Source organism: Pedobacter sp. MC2016-24 (genome assembly GCF_015223055.1).
Classification (GTDB): Bacteria; Bacteroidota; Bacteroidia; order Sphingobacteriales; family Sphingobacteriaceae; genus Pedobacter.
Window position 1 is genome coordinate 669803 of the sequence record NZ_JADFBX010000001.1, and the last position, 23044, is coordinate 692846.

Consider the following 23044-nt stretch of genomic DNA (forward strand, 5'->3'; position numbering starts at 1 on the left):
AGGGTTAATTATTTAGGATTACCATATGCCTGAACCTCTGAAATCATGAGGAAATTTGTGCCTTGCCAATTGTTGAGACATTTTATCCTCAGGTAACGCAGCTTAGGAACGTTAATGTCCAGATCGTAGCTTAACCCTGCTGATGCTGTAGCCTGATCTTCATCACTTACTTCTCCATAAGGCAAACCAGATGGTTTCACCGATTGATAGGTACCAAGTTTATACCAACTATCATAGGTCCCGTCAGCATTGGGATTCGCAGATCCCCAAATTTCAAAATTCTTCATGTTGCCCCGGTAATAATAGGTTTTTCTTCCACTGATCGTTTCAGGATAATCCCAGATCACCAAACGACTGAGCTGTGCCGTTTGTCCCAAATCAAAAGTAATGGAGTGCGGCCCCTGATCCGTGATCGTAGGCGGCGTATAAGCCACGCTGGGAAATGCAACCGTTTCTCCGTCCCACATTCTAACTACACCAGTCGCATCGGTTCCATTATTGGAAAAATTAGCCCGCTGATCTCCAGGCCAGATGATACCCGGCATGGTTTTATAGAGCGACTTAGCCAGTGGCACCTCAAATAATGGTTTAACAGTGCTAAAAAGCGTGTCGGTCTGATTCAAAAACCGATCACGAATCACCACCGCTATCTTAACCGGAACCGTATCTAAACCCCTGATATTTTTACTGATGACATCCGTATTGGTGTAAATACCATCGAAAGCAACCCAGCCTTTATATCCTTGCTGCCGCATGGGAATAATGGATAGGTTGGCCCTTGCTACATTTTTTAAAGAGACGTTTACGCCACCAAATGCAGGAACAACTTTCATGGTTCTAAAAGCAATCTGTATGGCATTTTCTAAAGGCTTTACCTGAACCGTTATAGGCGTTGAAGCAACTTCACTTTTATTCACAGCCCAAAGGGTTACAGTATGCGTTTCTGTGTCGCCAAATCCATCAACCACCATTTGACTGGTATAAAATGAAGCCCTCACTTCACGTTTGGCTCCGGAAAGCAAAGTATACTCAGCCTTCACATAGGCAACATCCAGGTCTGTAGGCAAGGTATAAGTCAAGGTTGCCTGCCCCGATTGGTTGACGACTTTTACATCCGACACCGGTCCGGGCGGGGTTGTATTATTCCCCAATGGACCAATGATATCTTTTTGGCAGCTACCAAACAGGGTCATGACAGGTACTGCGATAATTAAAATTGATTTAAATAATTTCATTTTCTAAAATTTAAGATAATTACCACCCTGGATTTTGAACTAAATTTGTATTTACTCTGAAAGCACCGGTCTGTATAGGCCATAGATAATCTCTTGGAGCAATAAACGTCTGATTATAAATCACCCGTGTCTGGTAATAACCAACAGCTGATGACTGGCTGATCGTCCAACCCGTAATTGGTGCATTGAGCTCAGAAGCAGCCGTTTTCCAACGGCGCAGATCCCAGAAACGGCTTCCTTCAAAAGCAAGTTCAATTCCACGCTCCCGTCTGATGATATTTCTGACGTAGTCAACATCACCCAACCTGGCCCCGAAATCCTTGGTATATTTAGTCCAGGAATCTCTTACACCTTCAAGTCCTGCACGCAGCCGAATGAGGTCCAGGTATTTAAAGATATCAGGGTCTGTAGGTCCTTTCGATTCATTCAATGCTTCTGCATAAAGCAAGTACAAGTCCGCCAGCCTGATTTCTGGCCAGTCATAAGGTTTTACCGTATTGGAGTTTGAAGAATTGGTCAGGTTGGCTTCCACAAGTTTTTTAATGAAATACCCGGTTTCATTGTAATATCCTTCTGCACCTGAATTGCCCGGTTGCGTAAATTTGGCTTGCATGTAAAATGTGCCTTCATCACTACCCAATGGGCTGGCTGGATTATTAGCAACCATATACCACACCCCACCGTCAAAGCCAAGATCGGCGTAAAAGCGTGGTTCGCGATCAAAATTAACCCTGGCAGTCTGATAAAACTGACTGATGGCAAACCTTTCGTCCGCAGTAGCTGTCCGCAATTCGTTTTTTACAGTAAAATCGAGTAACCGGTCTTCATTCATTGGAACACCATTTTTGGTGTAAAATAAATCAGCGATTTTCATCGGCGCAGCAAGTTGCGCATTGGAATTGTTCGGTGTAAATGAAGAGGTCAGACAGCCCATAGCAACCCTTTGCAGCTGCCCAGCTGTACTGTTCGACAAGCCCCATACCCGCTCGGTATTCCATCGCTCCGAAATGACATTTCTAAGTGTCATTTGCTGATTCGTGAATGCAGACAGTACACCAAGGGGAACTGCTGTATATAACTTGATTCCCGCCTGGTCGCAGGCATCAATAGCAGCTTTGGATGCCACAGCTGCACGGTCCCATTTCGTCTTGTCAAAAGCGGTATTCACCAATGGCGTACCGTCTCTATTTACCAACCTGTTATAGTCTGCATTGCCATTAAACAACGGGCTAGCCGCCAGTACCAATAATTTAGCTTTGATTGCCAGGGCAATCGGCTGTGTCATCCGGCCCAGCTCTGTTGTCCTGTCGCTAATCACTAAAGGTAAAGCAGGCGTAGCTTCATCCAACAGTTTTACGATATAGTTTACACACTCATCAAAAGGCGCCCTACTCACCATCATTTCCGATGTAGGTGCGTCAATATCAATGTTGGTGTCGACAATAGGTATCGGCCCATACATTCTCAACAGCTGGAAATTGTAGAATGCCTTTAAAGTTTTAACTTCCGAAAGCCATCTTGACCGCATATCTGAAGTCAAATCAAACACCTTATTTTCATCCTGAACATTTTCCAAAAAGATATTACATTGTCTGATGGCCTGATACCTGCTGGACCAAAGACTGTAGATAGGATTTGCCGAGTTCTGCCTTCCAAGTGCAATATCCCACATCATAGGCGCCGATCCGGTATCAAATGTTCCCCTGCGACTCGCTGGAATCCACATTTCATCCCCCGCTAAAAACCCTGGATTACTGGTCGGACTTCCGTCCGCTGGCAAATAAGAATAACAGGTAAATAAAAACTTTTCTGCTTCATTTTTACTGGTAAAAGCATTATCGATTGTAGGTACGTTATCTGGAACAACATCCAGGTACTTTTTGCAAGAAGAACTGGCTAACAGGAGTACGAATACCAATGGCCAAAGTTTTTTTGATTGCATTATATTTTTCATTTTATCTATATTAAAATCATGAACTGAGACTAAAACCCGATGTTTACACCCAAATTATATACACGTTGAAGTGGATAATCCAAACCATTTCCGCGTACTTCAGGATCCCATAATTTAAACTTGCTCATCACAAAAAGATTTCTTGCACTGGCATAAACACGCAGGTTACTTAAACCAAACCGGTTTCTGAATTTAGCCTTTGGCGTATAACCTATTTCCACTTGCTGAAGTCTTAAAAAAGCACCGTCACGTAACCACCAGCTCGAATTCACATAGTTATTAGGAGTTGGCGTACTGCTTAACCTTGGAAAAAAGGCATAAGCATTACGACTGTCCTCAGACCAATGGTTGTCGGCAACGGCCTGCAGCAATCCGGTTTGATATCCACCGATCTGTTGGAAAGGTGCAATACCACTTTTGCTTAAATCGTCCAGGTTAAAACCACCACTGTTCACAAAGAAAGCAATACGGGCATTGCCCTGCATCTGTGCACTCATGTCAAAATTCCCATATGATGCTGAAAATCCAAAACCATAAGTGATCTCAGGTGTGTTTGGTAAGCCCATGTACACCCGGTCGTCACCATCAATTTTACCATCGCCATTCACATCCCGATACTTGATGTCACCACCTCTTACCGCAGCATTTCCTGCTATGGCAGCCTGACTTGGCGAGTTTGCAACTTCAATATCATCTGTAAACAGGCGTTCAGCAATATAGCCCATCATTTCACCAGATGAATGCCCAACGCGATACAGATGCGCAAGATTTGCCGGGTAAGTAGGCTCATCATATTTTACAATTTTATTGGTAGCATACGTGAATGTTCCCCTGATCTGTACCCATCCTTTGTTGAAAGACTTGCTGTAATCCGCTTGAAAATCGACACCTTTACTATCAGAAATGCCTACGTTCGCACTCGCATCGGCCAGTAAGCCCATTGTACTTGGAATGCCGCTTCTTACCTGTAAAATATTTGAAGTCCTTTTGGTATAAGCATCAATGGTCAGGTTTACCGCATTCAGTACAGAAAGGTCCATCCCTAAATTGAGTTGTTTAGATCTTTCCCAGGTAATGGAAGGATTCGCATACCTGGAGATGATGATCCCATTTCTGGAATAAGATGTTGCCGGATCTTCACCAAATGTTGCTCCCGGTCCCCTTGTAAGATCCACATTAGACAGGTAAAAGAAACGGTCAGTATCCTTTCCAATCTGATCATTACCATTAAGTCCATATGAAGCCCTGAATTTCATCAGGTTGAAGATGTTAGTCAGGGGTTTAAAGAACTTTTCATTGGACAATACATAAGCCGCACCAATCGAAGGGAAGAATCCAAATCTGTTTTTGGCATCAAACCGCTCTGTCCCGTTATAACCAAAGTTGAACTCAGTCAGGTACCTGTCGTCATAACCATAGGTAAACCTTCCTGATATACCGACATTCCGTTTTGGCAGGGAGTTTTGTAAGCTTCCTGCATTACCTGAAAGTGAATTTCTTAAAATGCCGACCAACATACCACTCACCGTATTCTTTTTAAATACCTGGTTGTAATTTAACGCAGTCTCTGTATAAAGAGACGACTTAATGTCCTTATTTCCTTCGGCATAACTTAAATATTCGCTTCCCGGAAAGCCAACATTCGTCGGACCGCCATTGTTGATTTCGGTTAGCGTAATATCACTGCCATCAATAGAATTGGCGCTATAGTAAAATGGACTATAGCCACGTGCCACGCCATAATTACCATTACGTTGTACATATCCCATGAACCGTGCTTTTAAGCCGGAAAGTATGCGCTTCAAATCCTGGCTAACCTCGATCTGAGGTTGTAAATTAGAGCTATTGGATTGACGGTAACCACTAACCAGATCTGCATAAGGGTTAATGTACAAATTACCACCTAAAATTGACCCCGGTACAGCCTGTATTACCGCATTACCAAACAATACATGTTTGATTTTTGGTGCATACGATGACGGAAATTTGATGGGAAAGTTAACCGGATTTGCGAACATGGCACGCTGAAAAACATCTTTACCACTTCCAAGAGGCCCGTTATAGTCGTCAAACTGCCCATAAACCCTAATATCGGCCCTGGTTGTAGGCGTCAGGTTTAAGGTCACATTGGATCGTATCGAATAATTGATCAGCTTTACGTTACTGTTAAAGTTGTTCAGTTTGTCAACCTTGTAAATTCCATTATCCACGTTAAATGTCCCGGCAACATAATAACTCGCTTTATCAGCTCCACCAGTAACGCTCATATTGAAGCGTTGGTTATACGTGTAATCCTTAATCACCTCCTTAATCCAATCGTTATCCGGGTACAAATAAGGGTTGGCCGTTCCAGATGCTGTTCTGTCAATTTTAGTTTGAGAGTACGGCAGTGGATTGAGCGGATTCCTGGTCAATGCGGCCTCATTGGCTGTGTTCATATAGGTGATGTTATCCGTAAATTTCAGGTTCCCGGTATTTCCGGATACCGTGTGATCCGTTCTGAAAGCAAACTTCGTTTTTCCTGGTTCGCCTTCCTTCGTTTTCACCAGAATGATCCCATTGGCACCACGCGCCCCATATACTGCAGCAGCTGTAGCATCCTTCAGTACAGAAAAACTGGCAATATCATCTGCCTGTAAGCGTGCCAGGTCATTTTGAGTAGACTCTACCCCGTCAATCAAAATCAACGGGTCTACCTTACCGGCACCAAAAGAACCCAGTCCGCGGACAAAGAATGAGGCATTGTCTGCTCCGGGTTCACCCCCACTCTGGTACCCGATTACCCCAGCCAGACGTCCGGCCAGCATTTGGGTCAAATTGCTTGTTGGGCCTTTCAGCTCTTTTGGATTAATGGTGGTTACCGATCCAACCATGGTCATTTTCTTTTGCGTACCAAAACCGACTACTGCGACTTCTGTCAGTGAATTCGCATCTGGTATCATAAGTACATTCAATACATGATCGCCGGCGGCTGAAGTTTTTAAGTTTTTGATTTCGATTCTCTGTGTAACATAGCCCACCGAGCTGATTAATAAAACCCCGCTTTTCGGTGCCTCAATTTTATAATTACCAGCACCATCTGTAGATGTTGCAATTTTTGTTCCTGAGACAGACACACCCGCACCAGGCAAGGCGCCTACACTGTCTCTAACTGAACCACGGATTTTAACAAGATCCTGGGCATGGGAAGTAAGAGATGTTAACACTAGAAAAATAGATGCGTAAACTGTGTATAACAGCATCGTTTTTAAATCTCTATGCATAGTTTTCAGATAAATTGGTTAACACCTGAGATTGAAATTGATGGTATAATTTAAACTTCATAATAATTTGTAAAATGCTTAATGAGTTATTATTGAATAAATTTTAGATGATAGTTTTCCATTGACGAATTGAACAATTCGCCTCAATTGGAAAAATGCAAGCATGAGCATGCAGCTAAGTCAGGGTGAGTCTAGGTTTTTTCATTTAGTTTGATTTGGTTAGAATTTGGTTTGGTTATTTATGCGGATCAAGCAGCGCACATCATACAGATCATGATCTGCTCATCGACGGTATCTGATATGCAGGAATCGGAATCGTACACGGACGCTATTCAGCCGTTCATAAGAAAAGTAGTTTTTTGTCATCGTTTATTTGGTTAGAATTGGATTAATAACGTAAAGCTATTCGAATCCTATGAAAACTGCAAGAAGAAAATAACGTAACAATCTGATAAATAATAAGTTAAATACAAAATCGATACGCTTAACAAACAAGCATCAATACGGCTTTACCTTGATTATGATGCCATTAGCATACATTCCTGTTTTCTTGTCGATACGCTAAAAAAACATTAAAAAACATTAAAAAAAAACAAATAAATCAGCCGAAACAGTACAGAAAACCGTTAAATACCCGGTTACGACTCAATAATCAATTTACTCCAGCCACCCTCACCAGCATTTTTCAGGTCTTTTTTACGCTCCTCTAAAATCTTTTGCATCTTACTGTTGTATGACCAGCAGGTGCTCTGCCTGATGAGCAGCAATTGTGACAGTTTATGGGATGATATTTTTCCTTTAGTGGTGTAAACCAGGAAGAGCATATAAAACGCCTTATTAATGGGAATACGGCTGTTCTGAAAAATGGTGTAGGCAATTACCGATTCATCATAACCACACTTGGTACACCTTCGACTGAAAGGTAAAAAACCGGAAAGGTGATGTGTATTGCCACATTTTCTGCAGGTATAACCGTTTGCCCACTTTAATTCAGATAAATATTTGAAACAGGTATCACGATCCGGATAAATTTTACTGAACTCTGCAAAATCAACCTCATGAGACATGACCCTTGCCCGGGTCACTTTTTCAATATTTTCATGTAACTCCTGATTGTCCTTTTCCAGCATCGCGTTCATCAGCGATATTTCCTCATTCTGCTTTTCGATCGTGGCTGCTTTATCCCTGACTTCTTTGGTTCTTTCATCCACTAAAGAAGTCAACTCTTTATTGAGCGTATCCTGCAGCTTCTCATTGATTTGAAGCTGATGGATCATTCTCTTCTGTGCCCTGTCCTTCTTCTTCCTCAGGCCCCTGATGTTATCTCCTATCGCAAAGGAAACCAGGATCATTTCAATCACAAAACAAAAACTTAAACTGTAATGCGTAATTGGACCGTATGGTAACCAGGAGACATTCAGCAATACCAATAGCTTGACTATAAAGCCGAGCAACAAAAAAGAATAGCCAATTACAAAAAAACGGGCCGGCTTAAAACCTATCCTCCAGATATAAATACCCGCAGCCAGGGCCGTAATTAGCGGCACCACTTCAACCAGTTTGTAAGTAAACAAATTATGATTATACAAACAGCACAAAAAGAACAGTGTACGTAAAACAACCAGCCCTAGGATGGCCTTGTAGATACCTGGTGCTTTACTTTTTAAATAAAGAAAATTTATGGTAAAAAACAATCCGAATATGCTGCTGGAAAATAAAAATATACCATAGGCATATTGGTTCCAGCCCGGGTAATCCGGCCATAAATATTGAAATGCAATTCCGTCCACGCACATTTCGTACAAGCCGATACTGAGGTTATACAGTACGTAATATAAATATTGTTTCTGCCTGATGGCAATGAACATGAGCAGGTTATAAAAACCAAAAACAGCAATCATGCCATAGAATAAGCCAAAAACCAGGTATTCATCAATGGCATAATGTACAAACCAGCGTACATTTCTAAGTACAATTAAAACACTTGCTGCCTGTGAAGATTTTACGCGGATATAATAGGTACCAATGCCAGTCCTGGTATTGTCAAGATTAACCAGGAAATTCTTGTGGCCATACATCCGCTGGTCAAATTTGTATTGTGCCCCAAATCTGAAATGTGCGTATTTGCCTTTTCCGTCGGGCGCATATAAATTTATGTCATCAATGGTCTGGTCAAAAAATTCCAGGAACCAGCTTTCTTTTGATTGCGGTAAATACTCAATTTTAATTTTAAACCAGTACGTAGAATTGAGATGGAATATTTTAGGTGTATTGATCTTGTTCTTAACAAACTTTTGATCCAGTCCAGGCTTCAGGATATCTTCAAGTTTTAAATTCCCTGAAGTATCCTCCAATTGTTCAATCTCCCCCAGGGCAAATACATGATGGGGTACCTGGTCGTTTATTTGAACCACAGACTGCCCTAAGCTTCCAAAACTAGCAAGCAACAAAAGCACCAAAATAATGGAAAACCTATTCTTAAAAATTGTAGTCATTTAAATTACAGTACTGAGATACCAACAGCCGCGAAATCGGACCTCGGACATGAGTTATATTTAGCTGCTGTAATAATAGTGATTATTTTTAGAACTCACGAATCAGATGAAGTATCACCCGACAACCCATATTGCATGTGGCTGTAATCTCCCCCCATAAAATGACGCCGGCTTACTGTTTTAAAACCCAGCCGGCCATACAATTTCTCCGCCTGAGGATTATTTAAGCTGACCAGCAGACCCACCGTATGATGTTTTGCAGGTATAACTTTCTCGATCAGGGCAACGATTAACTTTTTACCAATTCCCCGCCCCTGCTTACCCTGGGCTACACTGACACAGTCAATATAATATTCTCCAGCTTCAGTTTCAGCTTCCGGTATGCTGTCAAAGCCATAAGTGGTTTGAAGATAAGTTAAAAATGGCGCTCTAAGCGTTTCAAGATCAGCCCCGTCATAAGCGCTGATCATCCCGCTCACTACTCCTTCTTCTTCATAAACCAATATATTCTCATAACTATATTGATTCCCGGGCAATGCTGCAAAATGCTCAAACAATGGAATGGCCTTAAAAGGATCGGATTCCCCTGCAAATTTAGCAGCCAGGTCGTCCATAGCCAGGATAATTAAACCTGCAATTTGATGCGCGTCAGCAGGAACAGCTTTTCTTATGATCATATCTTTAAATTCAAATCCGCTCAATGCGCATGATCAGCTTCTTTCCATAAAGCTGATTTGCCTCCATTAAACGATGTGCCATTTGCACAGTTTCAACATTCAATCCACCTAATATATTAATTTCTGGTGCAAGAATCCTGTCTTCTTCAATCAGATTACAAATCCTGGCTAAAGTATTGCCATACCAGGACACCTTATTTTCCATCGCGTAGGCATAACCCGAGATGTTTAAAACCACACAGCCTTTATCAAATAATGTAGCCCGGGCAGCTGCTGTTGCTAAAAAAGTAATATCAACATAGATTCCATTCACCTTTAAAACATCGGCCGCAATTTCAGATTGACGACCGCCCACCAAATCAACGCTGTAATCAAAGTACTGGTCGTCATTGGCTGTCAAAATGAGCTTTTCAAACCCAGGGTCTTTATAATCCACAATCTGTGCAGCAGGTAGTCCGATTCGTTTTAATGCAGCCTGGCTTTCCTCACTGCCCGCCGAAGCTACAATCCGCTCAAAACCATGCGCCAGTAATAGGGAGATTAAAAATCTTCCAACCCCACCCGCCGCACCATTGATAAAAATCCGGCTCTCCCTGTGGCAGGCCATTCGCGTAAAAGCCTGCCATGCTGTGGTACCCGAAGCCGGAATAGCCGCTGCCATTTCAAAACTGATATTTTTAGGCTTACGCGCTATAAAATGGTAATCCAAAGTCATAAATGTAGCATAACTTCCATTTGAACCGCGACTTCCCGACATCACAATCACGTCATCTCCGGGAAAAAAACCTTCAACCTCAGCGCCTGTTTGAACAACAATACCCGAACATTCTCTGCCCAATACAGGCGAGCGCATCAACTTGCTTTCCCGTAGCCCCTTTCTCATTTGGTAATCGATCGGGTTAAAAGCACTGGCTTTCAATTCAATTAAAACTTCTGCCGCTCCCGGAACGGGAAGGGGCAATTCTGCCATGCTAAAATTTGTGACCGCTCCAAAGGCGTTCAATACAATTGCTTTCATTGATTAATAGCTTTATTTTTGTTTAAAACTCAAATGTAAGTGGGGCGAACGGTAAAAGTTAAAGCATCCCGAATTGGGAGTAACTCACAAAAAAAGAAGTAACATGATCAAAAACACCTCTTCAAACGCAGCCAACAAAGCATTTCTATACCAGTCTTGCAGAATAAATGCGGCATTGGATGCCATATCCGGTCGATGGAAAGCGCTGATCATCATTCACATATCAGAAGCACAAAATAGATTCAGCCTGTTAAAAGCAGTATTGGAACCGGTATCCGATCAGACGTTAGGCAGACAGCTTAAGGAGCTGGAATCTTCCAAATTAATTACAAAAACCATTATTGCAGAAGTTCCAGTAAGGGTAGATTATCATTTAACTGAAAAAGGTAAGGCATTGTTACCTATTTTACAAGATCTTTCTAAATGGAACGATCGCTGATACAAATTTGAAACGCCATCATGAGTGCAAAGAAGAAAAAAAAAGTAAATACCAACGAAAAGGAGCTTGCAGCCCGTCACTACGCCAGGTTCCTGGAACGTATGAAATTTTTAATGGTAGCTTTTGGCGGTCCACAGGCCTTGGAAAAAACGCATAAGAGGCTTTTTGAAGGTCTTTATATGGTCAGATATCCGGTACTCAAAGCCAAGGCGGCCAAAGGATCAACTGTCACCAAAGAAAAAGTGGTACAGTTTAACAGATTGATGAACCATAGCCTGTCAGACATCTACATAACCCTCGAAAATGGAAATGAGATCCTCTTAAGCTGGTACCTTTCAGAAGGAACATTACTGGTGAATTATTTTTACAGCCTTGAAGGGGAAGAATTTACAGCCGCCGCTGAATTGAAAGCTTACTTTGCACCTTATTTCCCGGAAACCAGGGGACGGGAAATACTGGAACAAAGCTTAATCAACCTGATAGAAGATGTGACCATTTCCCTGAGTGATTTTAACCACACCATCATCAAGGCCGACATTGAAAAAACCGCTTGCATTGACTTAACCAGCAATCAAAATGATATCTTTTTACATGAATTTAAGCTACCAAAAACTACCATAACCGTTAACGACAAAAAGCGCAGCATTTACCAGGTTGGTTGGGTAGATGGTAACCTGAAACCGATTTGGGCAAAAACAAAACCATCATTACTGGGATTTAAAACCGGATCGCTGGACATTCCTTTAGACGTATATATTCAACAACATGCCTTAGATAGGCTAAAACAACGCCTGGACGTCATTCCAGGCATCATGCACTTCATCACTTTTTTAATTTTTGGAGAAAACCCGATACCACACCATAAATTGAAAGACTACAGCCTGGTAGAGTTTAGATTGTCTGACCTAAAAACCGGCTATTTACTGGTTAGGCTCATTGATGCAAAACTATTGATTCAATCTTTTCTTTTCCTGACCAACAATGATACTCCTGAAGGCGAAAAACTGAAAGGCCTCGTTGCTTTGGAAAAAGAAGACAAAGCATACCTGCAAATTGATACCCTCCCCGCTTTTAATGCCTACCACTTTGAAAAAAACGAGCGGTTAAGCAGGCTTTTCACTTCTGCAGGTTGCGCTTCTTTATTAAAACTGGGCCATATCAAAGAATTTTCAGTTTTAGAGATGAAAGATAAAGATCCGGAATCGATCATCAAGTACCTGGATAAAGTTTAAACCTGTAAAGCCACCCCACATATTACCACTTACCACCAATGGCAAAAGCGCCATAGGCAATTGCAGACTACGCAAAGGTTTTATTTTCTATTTTTTGTATCCATTATTGTAATGATGATTAATAAAGCCTATTCGTACTATAGACAAGAACATTTCCGTCCATAAGCGCTTCCGCAGATTTTAAAAAGCCAAGTAAATGTGGCTGTTGGTTGTGCAGGTCCAGGCCCTTCTGGTCTTTCCAGGTTTCCTGAAAAATGAATTGACAATCATCTGATGCCGTTTGATACAATTCATATTTCAGACAAGCCTCTTCTTCATTGGAAGCGTTGACGAGCGCTTTTAAAAGTGATTTAAATTGAGCGGTATGACCTGGTTTGCATCTGATCAATGCAGTTAAGTGAATGTTCATATGATTTTAATTATGGCCAAAAATACCACATGTCCGGCCCATATTAAAATAAGCAATCTCATAGCCACCTATTATAATTATGATAGTTAAATATTGAAGTCGAAAGCGTAGCCGATTTCAATTAAATCATCTTCCAGCTGCCCCCAATCTTCCAGCTCATCCACCAAAGAAAGTACCATGGCTTTAGTCAGCGTTTTTCCCTGGTAAATTTCTCTTACGACAGGAAGCGAAAGGCCATTGGCTGTATAACTGCCTTCAAAATATTGACTAGCCCATTGGATATAGGTTTGAGGCTTTCCATCTAAAATCTTAAGCATCTCCTCTGACCCGTCTCCGGCTGTAGCAAGTCCCCCACGGCTCCAATCTGCTCCTTCAGTTTTCCATAAGCAAAAAGTTGTTCCTATGGAATCCACAGGTTCGCCGAAAAGGAAAGACTCAAATATAGTGGGCAGGCCAGCTGTAATTTCCAATTTATCAGGTTGCTCAAATTCTGATGAAAAACCATTAATAACACAACCATCATTACGAAACAGGATCAGCATCTGATCACCTTCGCCGTTACGCATTTCACAAAACTCCTCTCCAACATCCCAGGCGCAGTTGTAAGAATAATAACGGTATACCCAATCCTGGCAAAGGATCGCATCTAAGACAGAAATTGCTTTACAAATCGCCCTGACCTCCTCGTGATCAGGCAATAAACTATAGTCTTGAGTAGAGATCATATCAAACTAAATTCACATACCGTTCCAGGTTCAATTTCATAAGGTTGCTGTCCTGGCAAAAATACCCTGGAAGAAAACTGACCTTCCGTGGTTATCAGATCGCCTTTTATGCGAATCCAGCTTCCTTCTCTCAGCCCCAGTACCGGAATCTGGTTCAACACATGAAATTCTTTAATCCGGGTTTCCCTGGTCTCTCCATTGTGTTTTGAATTGGGATCAGGATCCAGGTAATGCGCGTTCAGGTTAAAAGGAATAAGTCCCATCGTCGAAAAAGCCGGCGGATACACAATGGGCATATCATTTGTATTCTGCATGTTGACGCCACCGATATTACTGCCTGCACTGGTACCCAGGTATGGCCTTCCCTGACTTACAACTTGTTTTAAAACATCCATCAGATCTTGTTCATGGAGTTGTTTTACCAATAAAAATGTATTGCCACCACCCGTAAATACAGCTTCTGCGTTTCTCAATGCTTCTGCCGGAGCTTCGAAATCATGTAATCCTTTTACCCGGATTCCGATAGCTTCAAAAAAACCGGCAACTTTTTCCGTATATTCATCATGACTGATGCCACCCGGGCGGGCATAGGGTACAAAAATAAGTTCAGAAACTCCCTGAAATAAAGTTTCAACCTCCGATTTCAGATACGCAAGGTAAGCTTCGCCAAAAAGACTCGATGTACTGGCAAGAATCACATTTTTCATATCGCGAAGCTAATTAAAATCAACATGAAAACAGGCATTGTTTTCGTCAATCAGTGCTTTCATATATAAATGGAATAGTTTATATTGTATCAGCTAACTTATCTGCCCATGATCTTACAAAAAGACACTAAAGCACCTGATTTTCAACTGTTAAATCCAGACGGAAAACCGGTAGCCTTAAAAGATTACTACCAAAAAAAGAACGTCATCCTGATTTTTTACCCGGCAGACTGGAGTCCGGTATGCGGGGATGAGATTGCATTGTTTAGTGAAATGAAGTCCATATTTGACAAAGAAGAGGCTGTATTGCTGGGTATTTCTGTGGACAGCTTTTTTTGCCACAAAGCGTTTACTGACGATCGGAAAGTCCACTTTCAATTGCTGGCAGATTTTGAACCAAAAGGTGATGTAGCCAAAAAATATGGGGTTTATAACGACCAGGCGGGCTACGATAGCCGGGCATTATTTTTGATCGACAAGCAAGGCCAGATCGCCTGGAGCTTCCTCTCGCCTGACGAGATCAATCCAGGTGCAGATGGCGTATTGGACGCACTTGAAAAATTAAAATCATAACACCATGTCAGCACAGTTAAAACCAGCACTTTCGGAAAAAGATCACATCAGAGGTTCTAAAAAACCTCAACTGACCATTGTAGAATATGGAGACTTTCAATGTCCTTATTGCGGAGATGCGGAACCAATCGTAGAAGAGATTATGGATCAGTTTGGGGAGGCCATCGCCTTTAGTTTTAGAAATTTCCCACTTAAAGATGTCCATGAATTTGCATTTGACGCCGCAATCGCTGCCGAAGCCGCAAGTCAGCAAGGTAAATACTGGGAAATGCACGACCTCCTTTTCGCGAACCAAAGCCGCCTGGATCGGGATTCCCTGCTGAACATGGCGGAAAAAATTGGCTTGGATCTGCAACGCTTTAAAAATGCAGTTCAGGACGAAAAGCTGACCGAAAAAATTGAATCGGATTTTGAAAGTGGTGCACGAAGTGGCGTAAATGGCACGCCAACCTTTTTTGTAAATGGCGCAAGATTTGATGGTGGAGCAGCGGATTTGTATGCTTTGATCAAAGAAAATACAGGCCTGGGTTAAGCAGGTATCCAGGTCGTATCTGGCTCGTAATTGCGGGGGCCTTACTGGGGCCTTAAGCAGGTGTTGCTGGGGCCTTGCTGGGGCCACAGCCGCTCTAAAACCCCGGCAAGACCAGCCATCAATTAGCTCGATTATTCGGCATCATAAATGATGACCTTATCAAATAAGCTACGGTACTCATCCAGAAATGCTTTGTGAATCGCGTGAACCTGGTACACATCATGTCCGGCTAAATCTTCAAAGAATAAAATCAAAGAGAAAGTATATGTGGTATCAACAACGGCCCGCTCGATTGGCGCAGGGGTACCAATGTGAAATGTTTTTACGGTTTCAATGCCTTCCAAAGATTCCAATCCTTTACGAAACGCATTTTTTTGATCTTCTGATGTATCGGCCTTTAGCCAGAATAAAACGTGATGTGCTATCATTTTTCAATTTTTTTTTGCCGAATATAAGAATTCACAGGTATTAATGCACACCATACCCCAAATCAGGAGCTTTTCCCTGAAAAGGAAAGCCAATTGCGGTGCCCTTACCAATCAGCGTACTATTCGATTTAAGTTTCATGAATTGAATATCAGGCAAACTTCCATCTGCCTTTCTCAAAATCAAATCCATCCTGTGCTTAGGGGTATCTCATCAGGATTAAATTCTGATTCAAAACGAAACGGTTGAAAGCTACAAAAACGGATAAAAAAGGTTAATTTTGAATTTAACAAAATCCAACAGAATTTATGGCTGCTCATGTTAACATTACTTCAAACGGTATTCAAAAAGTATTGCGCAATTATACTGAAAAACAAGCGCTTGCCGAATACATCTGGAATGGATTTGATGCCAGGGCTGATACCATTGAAATTAATTTTAATGCCAATCCGCTCGGCTTTATAGACCATCTTGAAGTGGTTGACAATGGCTATGGGATCGATTTTGACCATCTGGTCTCAAAATTCAATCCTTTCTATGAATCTGAAAAAGCCTTACAGCTTGCTGTAAACCGAAACAAATCAGTGATGCATGGTAAAAATGGAGTCGGACGCCTGACATTTTTCAGATTGGCAAACGATGCAGAATGGACAACCACTTTTAAAAAAGGCAGCAAATTTGTCAGTGGTAAAATTGGAATTGGCGTTGGCTCACTAAATAGTTATCAATCGGTTATATTTGATCAGCCCATCCAGGAGCACACCGGAACGACGGTGAGATTTTTAAACCTCAAAATTAATGAGTCCCATTTGCTGCAGGAAATTATTCCTTATTTAAAATCTGAATTTTGCTGGTTTCTGGAACTCAATAAAAAAAAGAACTATCGCATCCTGATCAATGGCATCCTTTTAGATTACGAGACCCACATTGCCGATTACCAGGATGACATGATATTAAGATATGAAGACACCAATACAACCTTCAGACTAAAATTTGTCCAATGGAACGAATCGCTTCATAAAGAACTTTCTAAAGCGTATTTCATCAACGAAAAATTGGAAGAGGTGCATAAAGAATACACCACACTGAACAAAAAAGCTGATGAATATTACCACAGTATTTACATAGAAAGTGAGTTTTTCAGTGAATTTGATTTCAGTGGAACAGAATTTGAAATGCAGGCAAATTTATACAGCCGATCGAAATCCGCTCCGGAATATAAGTTTCTGATCAAAAAAGTTAACGAGTTACTTCAACTTAAACGTAAAGCCTTTTTGAAAGAACACTCGGGGAAATTGCTGGAGCGTTATGAAAAAGAAGGGGTATTTTCCGGTTACGATGAAACACATCCGGAACGTAAGCACAACTTGTTAAATGTGCTCAAATCGCTTTACGAAATACAACCTAAATTGTTCAGCAATTTGAGTATTGATCAGAAAAAAATATTGGTCAGACTGCTCGACACGGTCTTGATTTCCGATCAGCGTGCAGGCCTTATTGACACCATTGCACATGTGGTAACGCTTGAAGATGACGAGAAAACAGAGCTTTCTGTATTGTTAGCTGATTAAGGGATAAATAAGTTGATGGATTAAAAACAATTATGGTGTGTTAGTGGTTATGCGTATATATTAGTTCAGCAGCTTCATCAGGCTGCCATACATAACCTATAAAAAACATCAATGATTCAAAAAAACGTTCTGCCAATGGCCCTACTGGGCATGGCCCTCTCACTTGGCGCCACTAATGTGTCCGCGCAAATCAAATTAAATACCAAAGGTATTGGTGCACTTGAAAAAGGCTATAAAGCTGTAACATTCTCAGATGCAGATGCTGAAAAACTAGCAGCAGAAGCGGTAACCTGGATGGATGCGCACAATAAAGTAGCAGATGCAAAAGACCCACATACCATCAGGTTAAACAAGATTTTTTCTAAACACCAGAATGAGGGTGGTTTAAAACTCAATTACAAGGTGTATCTTGTTAAAGACATCAATGCGTTTGCATGTGCTGACGGTAGTGTAAGGGTGTTTTCTTCGTTAATGGACATCATGTCTGACGATGAACTGCTGGGGATCATCGGACACGAAATTGGCCATGTTGCCAATAAAGATTCCAGAGATGCGGTAAGAAGTGCTTACAAAAGAGCTGCAATTACTGAAGCTGCCTCCTCTCAGTCGGGCGTAGTAAACAGCTTATCTCAAACTCAACTGGGTAGTTTTGCTTCAGCTTTGCTGGATAGCAAATACAATCGCAAACAAGAAAGTGAAGCTGACGATTATGCTTACGAGTTTATGAAAACCCATAAATATAAGGTAACAGCTTTAGCCAGCGCATTTCAGAAATTTGCAGATATGGAAAAAGGATCTGGTGACAATAGGACTAAAACTGAAAAGATGTTAAGTTCACACCCGGAAAGCGCAACGCGTGCCGAAAAAATTCTTGCAAAAGCTAAAAAAGACGGCCTTTCAAAATAAGAGCATTTAAATAAACCCTTCATTGTAGTGGCTGCGCGTCATTACCATGAAGGGTTTTATCATTTCAAACCCCTGCCCAGGGACTCAGCCTGCTCCAGCCACTTATTCCGCTTGCGTAAATCAGCAGTTTTAACGATGCCAAAATAGCTTACTTTAACGGGCTTTACACCACAAAACTCCAGGATACTTTTCTTTAACTGATTTACACTGGGACTACCATAAACCAGGCGATAATACCATGCAGGTTGATCGATAGTGGTCATAATCCTCGCTGTCTTACCAACCAGTAATTTATCCCACCAGACAGAGTTCTCCCTGTATTTAAAAGTTATACCCGGCAAAAACAACCGGTCTATGAAACCTTTCATCATTGCCGGAAAACCGCCCCACCACACCGGATGTACCCATACCAGATGATCAGCCCGCTTAATTTTCTCCAGGCTATCTAACAGGTCAGGTTCCAGTTCCATTCTTTTTTTATAACCGAATTGCAAATTTGGATTAAAGTCCAGCGCACTAATATTGATCTCAGAGACATTTGCACCTGCTGCCTCTGCACCGACTTTATAAGCCCTGGCAAGTGCGCAATTAAAACTCTCTGTATTGGGGTGTCCGTTGATGATCAGAATCTGCTTCATGGTATCTTTTATTTGGCATCAAAAGTACGTTGTACCGCAGGGTTTCCAGTAGACAAATGTCTATAAAAGAATTTCTTTCCGTATCCGGCTCAAATGCCTGGGTGTAATTCCTAAATAAGACGCAAGATATTGCAAAGGAATTTGTTGAATGTAAACTGGCTGATGGTCCATCAGGTCTAAATAACGTTTTATTGCTTTCTCTTTTTGAAACAAAAACAACCTTTTTTCAAGTTCCAGATATTGTTGTTCTGCCATTTGTTTTAAAAAGCGTGTCCAGTTTAAACTACCAGCAGCCAACCGCTCAACATCTTTCTTTTTAACAACCAATAATTCAGAACGAACCAATGCCTGAATATTTTCGGGACTCGGTTGTTGGCTAATAAAAGAAGAGTAAGCTGTACTGAGGTTATTGGGAAAAGTAATGCAGTAGGTGATTTCTTCGGACTGAGCTGAGCAGAAAAAGGAACGCAAAATGCCGCTGGTCAAAAAACCAACTTCCTTACACTGCTCGCCTTCTTTAATGAAAAAGGCGCCTTTATCCAATACTTTTAGTTTTGTAAGCGCTATGAATTCTGCTATTTCCTGATCAGTTAGCAGTTTAAAAGATTCCAGATAGCTTTTAAGCACGGTTAGGGATTTCCTTTAAATGTATTTAAAGTTGCTGTTTTCCATTTGATATAACCCAAACGACCACAAACATCTGCCACTTCATTTTCAACAGACAAAGCGACATCGTTTACCACCTTCCAACGGATACTGAACTTACTGTTATAACTAATGTAAATGACAACATCTTCAAACATCGGTTCTACTGATTCCAATGCTTTTAAATGGGTTTCCTGCAACTCGGCAGCAAGACGTTTCAACCTTTCGGTCATCACTTTGGCTAAAGGGGCTGTTGAGCCAGTATCGGGATCTACAATTGGAAGTACTGTAACGGTCATATTATCAATGAAATACTACAAATATTAGCAAATATAATAATTTTGTTGCAAATACTATACCTGGTGTTACCGACTCTGCCATAAATTCGTAAATATTTGAATTTATTAGCTATAACTGCCCCAATCACGCTTTAATATCCAATTTGGATCCCAGGTTACGTAGTCCTCCGGCTCAAATTTGTCCTTTAAAATCTCTAATGAGATCAACTTATTTTCCAAAATGGGTAAATCTTTCCGACCATCCGGACTGTCCAAAGCATAAAAATAGTACCTGTCCAGGCCATCTTTGTATTTTTTATTGGCACCAAAATCAAAAGGGATACAAGTTCGCGTTACAGGCCCCTCCTCTTTCGTCTCTATGGTAATCTTCACTACTTTTTTATCCTTAACTGCCTGGATAAATTTTACATAATTGTCATTCTTCATAGTCAAATAAATCCCGGTGATAAATGAAATTAAGGGCTTCCTTCCAAAGCTATCATTATATTCAGCATTAACGGTATTTAACGCGCACTAAATACGTCCAGCATGAAAAGACCATTAGAGAAATCAGGCCATATTGAACGCAATCGATTTTCGCCTGTTATAGATCAATAGCCAGACCAGTCCTATTGCAGCATATAGACCGAGTACGAGAACAGCTGTAAGCGTTACACTTGCAGTTTCGGCATTTGATTTTAAAAATAAAGATAGCAGGGATAAACCAACACCGCCCCCCAGGAAGTAAGATGTGGTTGCTACACTGGAGGCCAGGCCATAGTGCTTCGCTTCTACCTCCTGAACGCATATTACAGACAGACTGGTAAAACAAATGGTCATTCCCAATCCTGTAACACAGGCAACGGAAAAAAGTAAGGCCGCAAAATTATAGTGATTTAGTATGCATAAGACGAGCAAGACTGCCCCACTAAGCATCAGTACCATACCCACTATACTGGTCTGCCAGATGTTCAGTCGCTTCATCACATAGGGTAAAGCAAATTTAGCAAACAAGGCTGATAAAATGCTGAAAGGAACCAATGTTACCCCAGCCCTGGCTGCGCTGAACTGCATGTCTTTTTGAAGCATGATAGAAAGCAAAAACAAATAACCTGTGAAAAATGCACCAAGAAGCATGAATACAACAATACCATTGACGGTAACACGCGATTTAAAAACGCTGAGATCGATCAAGGGCGATTCCAGTGTTGTCAATCGATGTTTAAGGACAAAATAAGAACCTATAATCGCTCCCGTCAGGGCCAGTAATGTCCAATAGTGTTTTCCAATATCACCCAGTTCATGTACGGCGTAACTCAACATGAGTAAACTGAGCACCAATAACAACCCTGACCATACGTCGGGTGTGCTGTTCGATTTCGCCGGAACATCTTTCTCTAAATAGATCCAGGCCAGCAAGATCACTAAAGCAAGCACAGGTACATTCATAAAGAACACCCATTGCCAGCCCCAATATGTCGCTATAATGCCGCCGAGAGACAAACCGCTGCCAGATCCTATTGCAGCAAAGGAGCTGAATATTCCGATAGCTTTAGCGCGCTCCTGTTTCTCCGTGAAAGTATGTGTCACGATTGAAAATGCAGATGGCATAATCAAAGCTGCTCCAAGTCCCTGAACCGCTCTGAAAAAAGCCAGCAGATGAAAAGAAGGAGAAAGACCCGCCCCCAGGGAGGTCAGTAGAAACAGTGCTGCGCCAAGCATAAATATAGTTTTACGCCCAATCACATCAGACAGCTTACCACCGATGATCAGGAAGCCACCATACAACAGTACGTACAAGGTTTGCAGCCATTGAACCGCATCTCCTGTTAGCCCGTAATGTGTTTGTATAGATGGTATCGCCAGGTTCACTATAGCAATATCCAATGCTTCTACAAAGATACCAATAGAGGCAATAATCAGGATGAGGTTTTTCTTGGAAATCATAACTAAAAAAGAATATTATTCTATGCAAATGTAAATGCAGTCACTTTGATTAAAAAAAATACTTAAAATTTAGGACAAAAACTCATATACATGTATTTTTACAGAACAAAACACACATTCAAAGAAAGCAATGGAAGCAAAAACAGAACAAGATCAACCTGCAGCGACTCCTTTAGATCTGAAAGATTTTGAGATTTTAAAGGCGCTGCAGGAAAATGCGAAGCTCACCATCAGGGAAATTGCAGGTCTGGTTCATTTAAGTGCAACCCCGACCCATGAGCGCATCAAACGTTTGGAAAGAAGCGGAGTGATTAAACAATATGCGGCCTTATTAGACCACAGAAGAGTAAATAAAGGAATCATGGTATTTTGCCAGGTATCCCTGAAAGAACACAATAAAAAAATAGCGAGTGAATTTATTGAGGCCATTATGCAATTCAAAGAGGTCATTGAGTGCTACAACATCTCTGGTGATTTTGACTTTATGCTTAAAATAGTTGCGCAGGATATGGAAAGCCACCACAACTTTTTTGTAAACCGGCTCAGCGAAATCAAAGGCATTGCACAGACCAATAGTATTTTTGTCATGGGAACCATCAAGCAAACACACCAGTTGCTTTAAAATTTACTTACGAAAGATGGCAGCCTTACCAAACTCCCAGTTCATCCGGGCAATGTTAAGTACCGAAATATTTTGTGGACATTCTACTTCACAGGATTCGGTATTGGAACAATGTCCAAACTGCTCTGCATCCATTTGGGCAACCATAGATAGGGCTCTTTTTTGAGCTTCTACTTTACCCTGAGGTAATTTGACCAGGTGGCTGATTTTTGCAGCTGTAAACAATGCGGCACTGGAGTTTTTACAAGTGGCCACGCATGCTCCGCAACCTATACAGGCGGCAGAATCAAATGCAGATTCTGCGATTTCGTGCGCAATGGGGATGCCATTGGCTTCAGGTGCCTGCCCAGTATTCACAGAAACAAAACCTCCGGCCCCAATAATTCTGTCAAAGGCAGAACGATCTACTTTAAGATCTCTCTTAACGGGGAAGCCGGCTGCGCGAAATGGCTCAATATAGATGGTATCACCATCTTTAAATTCCCGCATGTGCAACTGACAGGTGGTCGTATGTTTTAAAGGCCCATGAGCCCTGCCATTGATCATCAGTCCACACTGTCCGCAAATACCTTCCCTGCAATCGTGGTCAAATTCGACAGGCCTGTCCCCCTCCAGGATCAATTTTTCATTGAGGGTATCCATCATTTCCAGAAAAGACATATGCGGGATCACATTGTCCATTTCATAGTTTATCATTTTCCCCTCTGCACCAGCATTCAACTGACGCCATATTTTAAGATAGATCTTCATAG

24 protein-coding genes are annotated in these 23044 nt (G+C 41.5%); 7 read left to right on the forward strand and 17 right to left on the reverse strand.

Going from position 1 to position 23044, the window contains the following annotated elements:
- Positions 1–8: 8 nt before the first annotated feature.
- The 6 genes from IM797_RS03055 to IM797_RS03080 all read right to left on the reverse strand — a co-directional run bounded on the left by IM797_RS03055 (position 9) and on the right by IM797_RS03080 (position 10642).
- Positions 9–1235: a DUF5000 domain-containing lipoprotein gene (locus IM797_RS03055; RefSeq protein WP_194125608.1), complete on the reverse strand. Its 1227-nt coding sequence runs from the start codon at positions 1233–1235 to the stop codon at positions 9–11.
- A gap of 19 nt (positions 1236–1254) precedes the next feature.
- Entirely contained in the window at positions 1255–3177 is a 1923-nt protein-coding gene (locus tag IM797_RS03060) for a RagB/SusD family nutrient uptake outer membrane protein (RefSeq protein WP_194125609.1), read from the reverse strand.
- A 41-nt stretch (positions 3178–3218) separates the two neighbouring features.
- Positions 3219–6452 (reverse strand): TonB-dependent receptor, encoded by a 3234-nt coding sequence (locus IM797_RS03065; protein ID WP_228098693.1) that lies wholly within the window; start codon positions 6450–6452, stop codon positions 3219–3221.
- Positions 6453–7090: 638 nt separating this feature from the next.
- Entirely contained in the window at positions 7091–8947 is a 1857-nt protein-coding gene (locus tag IM797_RS03070) for a 7TM diverse intracellular signaling domain-containing protein (protein ID WP_194125610.1), read from the reverse strand.
- Between the two features lie 95 nt (positions 8948–9042).
- Complete coding sequence (locus IM797_RS03075; protein WP_228098694.1) at positions 9043–9624, reverse strand: GNAT family N-acetyltransferase; 582 nt, start codon at positions 9622–9624, stop codon at positions 9043–9045.
- A 10-nt stretch (positions 9625–9634) separates the two neighbouring features.
- Positions 9635–10642 (reverse strand): NADP-dependent oxidoreductase, encoded by a 1008-nt coding sequence (locus tag IM797_RS03080; RefSeq protein ID WP_194125611.1) that lies wholly within the window; start codon positions 10640–10642, stop codon positions 9635–9637.
- A 103-nt stretch (positions 10643–10745) separates the two neighbouring features.
- Here IM797_RS03080 and IM797_RS03085 point away from each other — a divergent pair, with 103 nt between their 5' ends.
- Complete coding sequence (locus IM797_RS03085; protein ID WP_194125612.1) at positions 10746–11081, forward strand: helix-turn-helix domain-containing protein; 336 nt, start codon at positions 10746–10748, stop codon at positions 11079–11081.
- 20 nt (positions 11082–11101) lie between these two features.
- Positions 11102–12313, forward strand: coding sequence for a hypothetical protein (locus tag IM797_RS03090; protein WP_194125613.1), 1212 nt, complete (start codon positions 11102–11104; stop codon positions 12311–12313).
- 118 nt (positions 12314–12431) lie between these two features.
- On the opposite strand, the gene IM797_RS03095 is transcribed toward IM797_RS03090, so the two are convergent.
- From IM797_RS03095 to pepE, 3 genes are all read right to left on the reverse strand, one after another.
- Complete coding sequence (locus tag IM797_RS03095) at positions 12432–12722, reverse strand: putative quinol monooxygenase (protein WP_194125614.1); 291 nt, start codon at positions 12720–12722, stop codon at positions 12432–12434.
- Between the two features lie 86 nt (positions 12723–12808).
- The gene (locus IM797_RS03100; RefSeq protein ID WP_194125615.1) at positions 12809–13447 is read right to left on the reverse strand and encodes a hypothetical protein; all 639 of its coding nucleotides are present in this window, start codon (positions 13445–13447) and stop codon (positions 12809–12811) included.
- Entirely contained in the window at positions 13444–14154 is a 711-nt protein-coding gene (gene pepE, locus IM797_RS03105; protein WP_194125616.1) for a dipeptidase PepE, read from the reverse strand. Before pepE ends, IM797_RS03100 begins: the two co-directional genes overlap by 4 nt.
- A 108-nt stretch (positions 14155–14262) precedes the next feature.
- Between pepE and IM797_RS03110 the strand changes: the two genes are divergently transcribed.
- Together IM797_RS03110 and IM797_RS03115 are read left to right on the forward strand one after the other, a co-directional pair.
- Complete coding sequence (locus tag IM797_RS03110; RefSeq protein WP_228098695.1) at positions 14263–14727, forward strand: redoxin domain-containing protein; 465 nt, start codon at positions 14263–14265, stop codon at positions 14725–14727.
- A 4-nt stretch (positions 14728–14731) separates the two neighbouring features.
- Positions 14732–15259, forward strand: a complete 528-nt coding sequence (locus tag IM797_RS03115) for a thioredoxin domain-containing protein (RefSeq protein ID WP_194125617.1) — start codon at positions 14732–14734, stop codon at positions 15257–15259.
- Between the two features lie 131 nt (positions 15260–15390).
- Here the strand turns inward: IM797_RS03115 and IM797_RS03120 are convergent, their stop codons facing one another.
- Together IM797_RS03120 and IM797_RS03125 are read right to left on the reverse strand one after the other, a co-directional pair.
- Complete coding sequence (locus IM797_RS03120) at positions 15391–15687, reverse strand: Dabb family protein (protein ID WP_194125618.1); 297 nt, start codon at positions 15685–15687, stop codon at positions 15391–15393.
- Positions 15688–15727: 40 nt separating this feature from the next.
- Complete coding sequence (locus IM797_RS03125; RefSeq protein WP_194125619.1) at positions 15728–15877, reverse strand: DUF4990 domain-containing protein; 150 nt, start codon at positions 15875–15877, stop codon at positions 15728–15730.
- 116 nt (positions 15878–15993) lie between these two features.
- Between IM797_RS03125 and IM797_RS03130 the strand changes: the two genes are divergently transcribed.
- Positions 15994–17256: an ATP-binding protein gene (locus tag IM797_RS03130; RefSeq protein WP_194125620.1), complete on the forward strand. Its 1263-nt coding sequence runs from the start codon at positions 15994–15996 to the stop codon at positions 17254–17256.
- Positions 17257–17367: 111 nt separating this feature from the next.
- A complete protein-coding gene (locus IM797_RS03135) occupies positions 17368–18162 on the forward strand; it encodes a M48 family metalloprotease (protein WP_228098696.1) in 795 nt (264 codons plus the stop codon).
- Between the two features lie 59 nt (positions 18163–18221).
- Here the strand turns inward: IM797_RS03135 and IM797_RS03140 are convergent, their stop codons facing one another.
- From IM797_RS03140 to IM797_RS03160, 5 genes are all read right to left on the reverse strand, one after another.
- Positions 18222–18800, reverse strand: coding sequence for an NAD(P)H-dependent oxidoreductase (locus tag IM797_RS03140; RefSeq protein ID WP_194125621.1), 579 nt, complete (start codon positions 18798–18800; stop codon positions 18222–18224).
- 60 nt (positions 18801–18860) lie between these two features.
- On the reverse strand, positions 18861–19427 hold the full coding sequence (locus tag IM797_RS03145) for a Crp/Fnr family transcriptional regulator (RefSeq protein ID WP_194125622.1): 567 nt from the start codon (positions 19425–19427) through the stop codon (positions 18861–18863).
- Between the two features lie 2 nt (positions 19428–19429).
- Positions 19430–19744, reverse strand: coding sequence for a hypothetical protein (locus IM797_RS03150; RefSeq protein WP_194125623.1), 315 nt, complete (start codon positions 19742–19744; stop codon positions 19430–19432).
- A gap of 105 nt (positions 19745–19849) precedes the next feature.
- Positions 19850–20170 (reverse strand): hypothetical protein, encoded by a 321-nt coding sequence (locus IM797_RS03155; RefSeq protein WP_194125624.1) that lies wholly within the window; start codon positions 20168–20170, stop codon positions 19850–19852.
- Between the two features lie 123 nt (positions 20171–20293).
- Positions 20294–21670, reverse strand: a complete 1377-nt coding sequence (locus IM797_RS03160) for an MFS transporter (protein WP_194125625.1) — start codon at positions 21668–21670, stop codon at positions 20294–20296.
- 130 nt (positions 21671–21800) lie between these two features.
- Between IM797_RS03160 and IM797_RS03165 the strand changes: the two genes are divergently transcribed.
- Entirely contained in the window at positions 21801–22292 is a 492-nt protein-coding gene (locus IM797_RS03165; protein WP_194125626.1) for an Lrp/AsnC family transcriptional regulator, read from the forward strand.
- A gap of 3 nt (positions 22293–22295) precedes the next feature.
- Here the strand turns inward: IM797_RS03165 and IM797_RS03170 are convergent, their stop codons facing one another.
- A complete protein-coding gene (locus IM797_RS03170) occupies positions 22296–23042 on the reverse strand; it encodes a succinate dehydrogenase/fumarate reductase iron-sulfur subunit (RefSeq protein WP_194125627.1) in 747 nt (248 codons plus the stop codon).
- Between the last annotated feature and the right edge of the window lie 2 nt (positions 23043–23044).